This is a genomic window from Streptomyces thermoalcalitolerans, from assembly GCF_039525155.1.
Taxonomy (GTDB): domain Bacteria; phylum Actinomycetota; class Actinomycetes; order Streptomycetales; family Streptomycetaceae; genus Streptomyces; species Streptomyces thermovulgaris.
The window spans coordinates 1-9,653 of sequence record NZ_BAAAHG010000093.1; the positions used below are offsets into that span (position 1 = coordinate 1).

General features: G+C 71.0%; 9 protein-coding genes. 7 read left to right on the forward strand and 2 right to left on the reverse strand.

Going from position 1 to position 9,653, the window contains the following annotated elements; translation table 11 throughout:
• The first annotated feature begins 131 nt into the window (after positions 1-131).
• The gene (locus ABD224_RS28185) at positions 132-1,676 is read left to right on the forward strand and encodes a protein kinase domain-containing protein (protein ID WP_425581073.1); all 1,545 of its coding nucleotides are present in this window, start codon (positions 132-134) and stop codon (positions 1,674-1,676) included.
• A gap of 115 nt (positions 1,677-1,791) precedes the next feature.
• On the opposite strand, the gene ABD224_RS28190 is transcribed toward ABD224_RS28185, so the two are convergent.
• Positions 1,792-3,267 carry an amino acid permease gene (locus ABD224_RS28190; protein WP_344054957.1) on the reverse strand — a complete coding sequence of 492 codons (1,476 nt, stop codon included), beginning with the start codon at positions 3,265-3,267 and terminating at the stop codon, positions 1,792-1,794.
• A gap of 238 nt (positions 3,268-3,505) precedes the next feature.
• Between ABD224_RS28190 and ABD224_RS28195 the strand changes: the two genes are divergently transcribed.
• Complete coding sequence (locus tag ABD224_RS28195; protein ID WP_344054960.1) at positions 3,506-3,991, forward strand: ribose-5-phosphate isomerase; 486 nt, start codon at positions 3,506-3,508, stop codon at positions 3,989-3,991.
• A 485-nt stretch (positions 3,992-4,476) separates the two neighbouring features.
• Positions 4,477-5,292: an Fpg/Nei family DNA glycosylase gene (locus ABD224_RS28200; RefSeq protein WP_344054962.1), complete on the forward strand. Its 816-nt coding sequence runs from the start codon at positions 4,477-4,479 to the stop codon at positions 5,290-5,292.
• Position 5,293: 1 nt separating this feature from the next.
• On the opposite strand, the gene ABD224_RS28205 is transcribed toward ABD224_RS28200, so the two are convergent.
• On the reverse strand, positions 5,294-6,535 hold the full coding sequence (locus ABD224_RS28205) for a GNAT family N-acetyltransferase (RefSeq protein ID WP_344054964.1): 1,242 nt from the start codon (positions 6,533-6,535) through the stop codon (positions 5,294-5,296).
• A 162-nt stretch (positions 6,536-6,697) separates the two neighbouring features.
• On the opposite strand from ABD224_RS28205, the gene ABD224_RS28210 reads away from it, so the two are divergent.
• The 4 genes from ABD224_RS28210 (at position 6,698) to ABD224_RS28225 (ending at position 9,479) form a co-directional block, all read left to right on the forward strand.
• Positions 6,698-7,876, forward strand: a complete 1,179-nt coding sequence (locus tag ABD224_RS28210; protein WP_344054966.1) for a SpoIIE family protein phosphatase — start codon at positions 6,698-6,700, stop codon at positions 7,874-7,876.
• 156 nt (positions 7,877-8,032) lie between these two features.
• The gene (locus ABD224_RS28215; protein WP_067388419.1) at positions 8,033-8,359 is read left to right on the forward strand and encodes a hypothetical protein; all 327 of its coding nucleotides are present in this window, start codon (positions 8,033-8,035) and stop codon (positions 8,357-8,359) included.
• 274 nt (positions 8,360-8,633) lie between these two features.
• Positions 8,634-8,945: a pore-forming ESAT-6 family protein gene (locus tag ABD224_RS28220; protein WP_344054969.1), complete on the forward strand. Its 312-nt coding sequence runs from the start codon at positions 8,634-8,636 to the stop codon at positions 8,943-8,945.
• A 192-nt stretch (positions 8,946-9,137) separates the two neighbouring features.
• Positions 9,138-9,479: a DUF6507 family protein gene (locus ABD224_RS28225; protein ID WP_425581072.1), complete on the forward strand. Its 342-nt coding sequence runs from the start codon at positions 9,138-9,140 to the stop codon at positions 9,477-9,479.
• The last annotated feature ends 174 nt before the right edge of the window (positions 9,480-9,653 follow it).

Consider the following 9,653-nt stretch of genomic DNA (forward strand, 5'->3'; position numbering starts at 1 on the left):
CGCAGCGAAGCAGGAACCCACCAAGAGCTACCCACCGCGTCGCCGCAGTGGGAGCAGATTGGAATCCCGGGCCTTTAGGCCCGGGAGGATGTCAAGACGTCGTGGACGAGGGGGAGCGCCTGTGGATCGTCATGGAGCTGGTCCCCGGCCGCTCGCTCGAGCAGATCGTCGTGGAGGGCGGCCCGCTGGGCCTGCCGGAGACGGCCCGCATCGGCCTCGGACTGGTGGCGGCGCTGCGCCAGGTGCACGCCCGGGGCGTACTGCACCGGGACATCAAGCCCGGCAACGTTCTGGTGGGGCACGGCGGCGGCCGTGTCGTCCTGACCGACTTCGGCATCGCCGCCATCCAGGACGCCAAGGCCCTCACCCGGGCCGGCATGCTGGTCGGCTCCCCCGACTACATGGCCCCCGAACGCATCTCCGGCCGCCCTCAGGGCCCGCCGTCCGACCTGTGGTCCCTCGGAGCCACCCTGTGCGCGGCCCTGGGCGGCCGCTCCCCGTTCTCCCGCGACACGACTTTCGCGACGTTGCACGCGGTCCTGTACGAGGAGCCGCTCCTGCCCGCCTCGGCGGGCCCGTTGACCGAGATCCTGACGGCCCTGCTGAAGAAGGAACCGGCGGACCGCCCGGATCTCGACGCACTGGAAGCCGCCCTGCGTCCCCTGGCGTTCCCTCTCCGCACCCCGACCGTGCCCGTTTCCCCGGCAGCCGAGAGGACCCGGCTCGCACCCCCGCCTCCCGAGCCCGTTCCGCCGGACACCGTGCCCGCACCCACCCGTCCCGACCGGGAGCGGCCCCCGCCGGAGCAGCCGACGCACGACCTGGGACAGCGCCCGGACGCCGTACGCCCCGAGGCTCCTGCCCGCTCCGCCGCGGACCAGCCGGTCGTCCATGGGGTGACCGAGCCGCGGTCCGCGCCGACCGTCCCGCCGGGGCGGACGGAGGAACCGGAGGCCGGGAACGGGCGCGAGGGGCGGCGGGGCAGGGCCGGCCTCGCCGCCGCCGTGGGGGTGGTCGTCGCCGGGGTGGTGGCCGGGGACGCCCTCGCCCTGCTGGACGGAGGAGAGGCGGACCGGGACACGGCGGGCGACGGCGCCCGGCCGCACGCCTCCACCCCCACGTCCTCGCCTGCCCCCTCCCGTGCCTCCTCTCCCGCGTCCCCTCTCACCTCCCCGTCTGCTTCTTTTCCTGCCTCCGCTCCCGCCTCCTCCACGCCACCGCCCACCGTGGAGGGCACCTCCAGGCCGCCCAGCCTGCCGCCGGGCGCGCACAGGGAGGCCGGCGGGTTCGCCTGGGCGCCGCCGAAGGGCTGGCGGCGGGATGTGCAGACGGGCGCGGAGGTGCACTACACCTCGCCGGACGGCACGCAGGAGCTCGTCGCCAAGTCGTCCCTCGCCCAGGGGGACCTGATGGAGAGCTGGCGCACCTCGGAGAGGAACGCCCGCCGGGGCCAGGACTACCGCAAGATCCGCCTGGAGCGGGCGACCTTCCGCGGCCATCCGGCGGTGGTCTGGGAGTACACCTTCACCTTCAGGGGCGCTCCCTGGCACGCCCGCCTGCTCGGCTTCGACGCGGACGGCAGGTCGTACCAGATCAGCACCTGGTACCGGTCGGACACGGAGCACCGGGCGCTGCCGACGTACGAGAGAGTCAGGGACAGCTTCACGGTGCTGTGAGCGGCGGGGAGGGGAGACGAAGAGGAAAGAAGCCGAGGAGGGGGAGAGAAAGAGGGAGAAAGAGCGGAGGGAGCCCCCAGGGGGACTCCCTCACCTACGACGTCGCGTACGCGCGTCAGCCGACCGGGGCGTTCTCCCTGGCCTCCGCGTCGGTCTGCTCCACGGCCGTCGGCCGGTTGCCCGCGACCTTCTCCTTGATGAAGGCGATCACCAGCACGATCGCCGCGACCAGCAGCGACAGCAGCATGGTCTCGCGGCCGTCGTGCTCGGTGTCGGTCAGCATGTAGCCGATGATGAAGACGATGAACCCGATCGTCGCCCAGGTCAGGTACGGGTACAGCCACGTCTTCACGATCAGCTTCTCCGGGGCCTCCCGCTGGATGATCCTGCGCATCCGCAGCTGCGAGAGACAGATCACCAGCCAGACGAACAGGGCGACCGCGCCGGAGGAGTTGACGAGGAAGAGGAAGACGGAGTCCGGGAACTTGTAGTTGAAGAACACGGCCACGAAGCCGAAGACGACCGACGAGGTGATCGCGGCCACCGGCACACCACGGCTGTTGGTCCGCGCGAACGCCTTCGGCGCGTCCCCGCGCTCGCCGAGCGAGAAGGCCATGCGGGAGGCGGTGTAGAGGCCGGAGTTGAGGCAGGACAGCACCGAGGTCAGCACGATGAAGTTCATGATCTGACCGGCGTGCGGGATGCCGAGGGAGTCGAGGGCGGCGACGTAGGAGCCCTTCTCGGTGATCGACTTGTCGTTCCAGGGGAGCAGGGACACGACGACGAAGATCGAGCCGAGGTAGAAGACGGCGACGCGCCAGATGATGCTGTTGGTCGCCTTGGTGACGGCACGCTGCGGGTTCTCCGCCTCGCCGGCGGCCAGCGTCGCGATCTCACTGCCCATGAAGGAGAACACGACGAGCAGCATGCCGGTGAGGATCGCGCCGGGCCCGTTCGGGAGGAAGCCGCCGTGGCCGACGAGGTTGTCGAAGCCGGCCTTGTCGCTGTGCACCCCCGGCAGCACGCCGAGGACGGCCAGCAGCCCGACGACGATGAACCCGCTGATCGCCACGACCTTGATCCCGGCGAACCAGAACTCGAACTCGCCGTAGGAGCCGACGGAGGCCAGGTTGGTCGCGGTCAGCACCACCATGACGATCAGTGCCCATCCCCACTGGGGCACGGCCGGTATCCAGTCGGCGAGGATCGCCGCTCCGGCGGTCGCCTCCACGGCCAGGACGACGACCCAGAAGAACCAGTACAGCCAGCCGATGGAGAACCCGGCCCAGTTTCCGAGCGCCCGGTCGGCGTGCGCCGAGAACGAGCCGGAGGTGGGGTTGGCGGCGGACATCTCGCCGAGCATGCGCATCACCAGGACGACGAGCGTGCCGACGAGGGCGTACGAGAGCAGGATGCCGGGGCCTGCGGTGGAAATGCCGGCACTGGAACCGACGAACAGTCCCGCACCGATCACACCGCCGATGGCGATCATCGACAGGTGGCGGTTCTTGAGACCGGCCTGAAGCCCGGAGTGCGCGTCGAGGCCTGCGTGGCCGCTTCCGGTCTTCGGCGGGGGCGACTGCGAAGTCATGGGGGTTTTCCTTTGCGCCATGTCAGCGGTCTCGTACGGCGGTGTACGAGCCGGTCCATTGAAAGCGAGGCGCTAGGGAGGGGTGAACCTTCGAAAGTTAAATTTTAAGTCAAAATCACCTTGGTTTTGTGGCTTATCTCACACTTATCTGCCGCATGTGGTACGGCTCCACTCCGTCGGATGTGGTAGGGCTCCACCCGGCAGGGCCTCGTGCGGCCGGCCGTGTCACACTCGGACCATGCGCGTGTATCTCGGCTCCGACCATGCGGGCTTCGAACTCAAGAACCACCTCGTCGAGTGGCTGAAGGCGGCGGGCCACGACCCCGTCGACTGCGGCCCGTACATCTACGACGCCCAGGACGACTACCCGCCCTTCTGCCTGCGCGCCGCGCAGCGCACGGCCGCCGACCCCGACTCCCTCGGCATCGTGATCGGTGGCTCCGGCAATGGGGAGCAGATCGCCGCGAACAAGGTCAAGGGTGTCCGCGCGGCCCTCGCCTGGAGCGAGGAGACGGCCGCCCTCGCCCGTCAGCACAACAACGCCAACGTCGTCGCGGTGGGCGCGCGCATGCACACGCTGGAGGAGGCGACGAAGTTCGTCGAGGTCTTCCTGGGCACCCCCTTCTCCGGCGACGAACGTCATGTCCGCCGGATCGGCATGCTGTCGGACTACGAGACGACGGGCGACCTGCCGCCGATCCCGGCGCACCACCCCCAGCAGTAGGGCTGCCGGCCCACGGCGGCGGCCCAGGGACTCCGCGTCCCTGGGCGCAGCCCGCCGGGGCCTTCGCCCGGCCCCCCTTCCCCTTTCCCTCTTCCTCTTCCCGCCCGGCCCCGCAGCAACGGAAGACCCACCCGGTTCCGGGGCTCCGCCCGGCCCGGGGCCGGGCGGGCACAGGCCTGTGGGAGCAGAGCCTGTGGGCACGGGGAACGACTCCCTGCCGGAGCGCGGGCAGTGGAACCCGCGAGAGCCGTGGGGAGGGCGGGAACGAAGCCCCGTCACGGAGCCCGTCAGGAAAGGGAACAGAGAGCAGGACTCCGCCGGGGGCGCGGACACGGAGCCCCGCGGCGCCGGGCGGAGCACCGCCGGGCACAGGGGGCGAAGCCCCCGCCGGGTCCGGGGCGGTGCCCCGGGCCGGGCACCTTCCCCACCCCGCCGAGACGGACGGGCGGGCAGAGAACAGCAGAACAGCAGGAGAGGACACCACCGTGCCGGAGGGCCACACCATCCACCGCCTGGCGCAGGACTACGCCGCCCGCTTCTCCGGCACTCCCACCCACGTCACCAGTCCCCAGGGCAAGTTCTCCGACGCCGCCGCCCTCCTCACCGGAGCGGAGCTCACCCGGACGGACGCCCACGGCAAGCACCTCTTTCTCCGCTTCCGCGACAGCGACTGGGTCCACATCCACCTCGGTCTCTTCGGCAAGGTCACCTTCGGGGACGCCCCCGCGCCCCCGCCCGCGGACACCGTCCGCCTCCGCCTCGCCAACGAGACCGCGTACGCCGACCTGCGCGGCCCCACCACCTGCGCCCTGATCACCGACGCCGAGAAACAGGCGATACACGGCCGCCTCGGCCCCGACCCCCTCCGCCCGGACGCCGACCCGGCCGCCGCCTACGCCCGCATCCGCCGCAGCCGTACGACGATCGCCGCCCTGCTCATGGACCAGAAGGTCATCGCGGGCGTCGGCAACGTCTACCGCGCCGAGGTCCTCTTCCGGCACGGCATCGACCCCTACCGCCTCGGCAAGGACATCACGCCCGCCGAGTGGGACGCCCTCTGGACCGACCTCGTCGCGCTCATGCGCGAGGGCGTCCGCGCCAACCGCATCGACACCGTCCGCCCCGAGCACACCCCCGAGGCAATGGGCCGTCCACCCCGCGTGGACGACCACGGCGGCGAGGTCTACGTCTACCGCCGTGCCACCCTGCCCTGCCACGTCTGCGGCACCGAGATCCGCACCGCCGGCCTCGCCGCCCGCAACCTCTTCTGGTGCCCCACCTGCCAGAAGAGCGGGGGCTGACTCAGAACCCGTGCGGCAGCCACGGTGCCACCGCCGACCCGAACCCCACGGAGGCCTCCGCCAGCGCCCCCCGCCGCAGCTCCCGCACCCGCCCGGCCGCGGCCAGCGCGGTCAGCGGCACGCCGCCGAGGTACGCCGCCCCCAACTCCCGTACCGAGAGCGACACCTCGGCCGCGTCCGGCGTACGCTCGCAGGACGCCCCCTTCGCGTCCCCGCTCAGCCGCCACCGTCCGGAGTTCCAGGGGCAGAAGTCGTCCGTCACCTCGAACACCACGTCCACCGGCGTCTGGTAGGTCCGCGCCGCGAGCGCCGCCCCCACATCCACGAGCCGGACGTACAACGCGTCCCGCAGCCGCGGCCGGCACCGCCGGATGTCGGACACCAGGTACTGCCAGGCGTCGTCGACCGGCCGCATCCGCAGGCGCAGCGTCGACGTCAGGTCGATCCCGTGCAGGAACCGCCACAGCGCCGCCCCGCTCTCCGGGTCCAGCGCGTCCAGGTCGCTCAGCACCACCGTGCCCTCGGCCCCACCGTGGTCCCAGCGGGGCTCGATGCGGTAGCGCGCGTACCCGGTGACCTCTCCGTTCCGTTCGGCGACCACGCACTGCAGCGGCGACGCACCGCCCCGCTTGCTCTCCGGGTCCAGGATCCTCAGCCGCTCCCAGCCGGCCGGCCGCTCCAGCATCCCCGGCCGGGTCGGCACCAGCCGCGCGTACACCGCCTCGCAGGCGTCCAGCACAGCGGCGGGGGCCGCGTACCGCAGCCGTACGCTGTCGGTGCCGTCCGGGACCGACAGTCCGGCGCGATGGGTGTCGATCTCGGCCTGCAACTGGAAGGTCGCCGCCCCGTATCCGAAGCGGCCGTAGATCGCGGGCTCGGAGGCGGTCAGCACCGCCAGCGGCTCGCCCCAGGAGCGTACGTCGTCCAGCTGCCGCCGCATCATCGACGTCAGCACACCGCGCCGCCGGTGCGTGGCGGCCACGCTCACCATCGTGACCCCGGCCGCGGGCACCAGCGCGCCGCCGGGCACGGTCATCCGGAAGCCGAACGCCCCCGCCGTCCCCACACACGTGTCCCCGTCCCACACGCCCAGGGAACGGTCGAACTCGGTGACGGACCGCCACGCCTGCCGCTCCTCCGCCGACTCCGGCACTCCGCCGAAGGCACGGATCAAGGTGTCGTACCAGGGATCCCACTCGTCCTGCCGCAGCACTCTCGGCCCGGTCACCAGGTCACTCGCCATACGGCATGCGTATCAGGACGAGAGAGGGCGAGCGAGCGAATTTTTCCGGGACGGCAGCGCGAGCGGCCCCGGTGAAGTTCACTGTGGAACCGGGTCTCGGACGGGGGACAAGTGGGACCTCCCGTGCCAAGCGGCAGGTTCGATGGATAGGGTCCCGAACTGATGGCAGCAGGACGAGAGCGGCGCACGGCGGCTGAGACGTTCACGGCCCGGTGGAAGATGCAGTGGCACCGGGTCCGCGTCGGCATGCGCAGATCCGCCGTCGACTACTTCCGCGGGGACGGCCCCGAGTGGATCGCGTTCGGCGGTCTGCTGCTGACCATCCCGCTGATCACGGTGCTGACCATCGCCAACCCGGTCTGGTTCTCACCGGTCGCGCTGGTGCTGCCCATCGTCGCCGGCGGCCTGCTGCTGCGCCCGGCGAGCCTGCTCGGCCTGTACGCCATCGCGGCCACGGCACTGATCGTGGAGTCGGTGCGGCTCGGCCCGTACACCGAGGGCCCGTCCCGGGTGACTCCGGGCGTGGTGCTGGTGGTCGCCGCCTGCGGTGTGTTCGGGCTGCTGCTCGCCCAGTTCCGCAGCCGGGTCGGCGTGCCCTGGCGGCGCGGCGGCACCATGCTGTTCGACCTGCGCGAACGCATCCGCGCGCAGAGCACGCTGCCGCCGCTGCCGGACGGCTGGCACCACGAGATGGCCCTGCGCCCGGCCGGAGGCCAGTCCTTCTCCGGCGACTTCGTGGTCGCCGCCCGTACGAACGGCGGCCGCACCCTGGAGGTCGTCCTCACGGACGTCTCGGGCAAAGGCATGGACGCGGGGTCACGGGCGCTGCTGCTGTCGGGCGCGTTCGGCGGTCTGCTCGGCAGCCTGCCCCCGCACGCCTTTCTGCCCGCCGCCAACGGCTATCTCCTGCGCCAGGACTGGGAGGAGGGCTTCGCGACCTCCATCCACCTGGTGCTGGACCTGGATTCCGGCGACTACGAGCTGTACTCCGCCGGCCACCCGCCGGGCCTGCAACTCAGCGCGGGCAGCGGCCGCTGGGAGCAGAAGGCCGCCGAGGGCCCGCTCCTCGGTGTCTACGACGGCGCCCAGTTCGACCCGGTCAAAGGCTCCCTGAGGACCGGTGACGTCCTGATGCTGTTCACCGACGGCCTGGTGGAGACCGCCGACCGCGACATCACCGAAGGCATCGACCGCCTCACCGGTGAGGCCGACCGCTATGTCGCCGGCGGTTTCCGCGGCGCCGCCTGGCACCTGATCGAGGCAGTGGCCAAGGACGTCAACGACGACCGCGCCCTCCTTCTCATCTGCCGCGAGGGGCCGACAGGCCAGACGTCACGCTGAGTCCCCGCCGACTTGTGAGGACTTGTGATGGTGCTGTGCACGTCCGGACCCCGGATTGCCGGAGTGTCAGACAGGTTGGTAGAGATGGACGGGTCCATTCCGTGACCTGATGTACGGTCACGTGCCACAAGCACTCACGGGGGAGGCGAGTTCGGCGTGAAGTTCGACATGGGCGCGCAGACGCTGTCGACGTTGATGCGCGAGTCGCGGGGGTCGAGTGACGACCTGGGGGCGTTGATCCGGCAGTTGGTGCGGGCGGCGGAGCCGTTGGAGGGGAAGTTCAACGGTGCGGGCCGGCAGATGTTCGATCAGTTCAAGGCGCGGGCTGATGCGATCACGGCGGATCTGAACGCCTCGCTGTCGGCGATTCTGGGTGGTCAGGCGGGGATGGAGTCGGCGTTTTCCTCGGGTGACCAGGAGCAGGGGGAGAACGCGCGGCGTCAGATGGGCGCGGCGAACTTCGACGCGGCACGGTTCCGCTGAGCGGTGCTGTCGCTGAAGGGCGCGGCCCTGTGGGGGCGTACGGCCCGTTGCGGGGCGTGGCCCTGGTGACCCTGGTGACCCTGTTGAGCGGCGCGGCCTGGTGATGCGGTGGAGCCCGGTGCTGTCGGGGGGATGTTCCGCCCGGCGGGTGTGGGCCCGGAAGCCCGGGATCGAGCTGGTCGCGTGACGGCGTGTTGGTCTGTTCAGTGACGCCGGCGTTTTCGGCGCCTTCGGTGTTCTCGGTGTTTTCGGTGTTCTCGGGGAGTGGTGTGTGATGGCGGCTTCGGCGGATCGTCGGTCGTATGACACGGGTGCGTCGGCGGATGCGCAGGCGAGTCTGCAGGCGGTGGTGGCCCGGCTGGAGGAAGTGATCGGGCAGCGGGACCGTCAGGTGAAGGCGGCGATGGCGGATTTCGTGGCCGACGGGGTGGCTGATGAGTACCACGGCAAGGAGCAGCGGTGGAACCGTGCCTCGCAGGAGGTGCGGAACATCATCCAGCTGGTGAAGTCGACGCTGGAGATGAACGACGCGACGGCGCAGACGACGCTGGCGCGGGCGAAGGCGGCGGTGGACGGCATCGGCTGAGCGGCCGTCGGCGGACGGCTTGGCCGGGTCCGGCCGGTACCGCTGCCGGCCGGGTCTGGAACCGGTGCAAGGGCTGACACCGGTGTTTTCCGGTGTTGGTGTTGGTTGTGTTGGTGCTGGTTGTGGGTGTGCTGACGGGGGTGTGGTGACGGGGTGTCCGGCTGGGATCTGCGGCCGCAGGGCATTTCGCAGGTGTTGAAGTCGACGGGGGAGTCGGCGTCGAAGCTGGAGAAGTACGCCAAGGCGTATGGGGAGCATCTGACGTCGGCGGCGTCGAGTGCGGGGACGATCTCCGCCGAAGGCGGCTCGGACGGGCAGGTGCAGGGCGGTCTGGTGGCGCTGGCGTTGTCGCAGTACGCCGAGCGGGCGGCGAAGGATCTGCAGTTCATCGCGGCGCGGGCGGGCAAGTCGCTGCGGGGCGCGGTGGAGGCGACCAAGGCCTATCTGGAAGGCGATGAGCAGATGGCGGCCCAGGCGCAGCGCAAGGCGCTGGCCGCGCCGAAGGTGGATCTGCCGGGAGTGGGCAAGGCGTGATCAAACCGGAGCAGATTCCGCAGTTCACCGGTGATCTGGACCAGCTGGAGCGGGACTGCGCGGCGCTGCGCAAGGACGCCGGGCAGGTGCGGGAGACCGGCCGGGCGGTGCACACCAAGTTCCAGGGGCTTTCCGCCTACTACCGGGCGCCGGAGGCGGAGCAGCTGTTTGCCA

What these genes read in the sequence shown, in the direction of transcription:
- ABD224_RS28210 (WP_344054966.1), top strand. Translation starts at nt 6,698, where the DNA reads ATGGCAGCAGGACGAGAGCGGCGCACGGCGGCTGAGACGTTCACGGCC.
- ABD224_RS28220 (WP_344054969.1), top strand. Translation starts at nt 8,634, where the DNA reads ATGGCGGCTTCGGCGGATCGTCGGTCGTATGACACGGGTGCGTCGGCG.
- ABD224_RS28185 (WP_425581073.1), top strand. Translation starts at nt 132, where the DNA reads ATGGAGCTGGTCCCCGGCCGCTCGCTCGAGCAGATCGTCGTGGAGGGC.
- ABD224_RS28190 (WP_344054957.1), bottom strand. Translation starts at nt 3,267, where the DNA reads ATGACTTCGCAGTCGCCCCCGCCGAAGACCGGAAGCGGCCACGCAGGC.
- ABD224_RS28205 (WP_344054964.1), bottom strand. Translation starts at nt 6,535, where the DNA reads ATGGCGAGTGACCTGGTGACCGGGCCGAGAGTGCTGCGGCAGGACGAG.
- ABD224_RS28195 (WP_344054960.1), top strand. Translation starts at nt 3,506, where the DNA reads ATGCGCGTGTATCTCGGCTCCGACCATGCGGGCTTCGAACTCAAGAAC.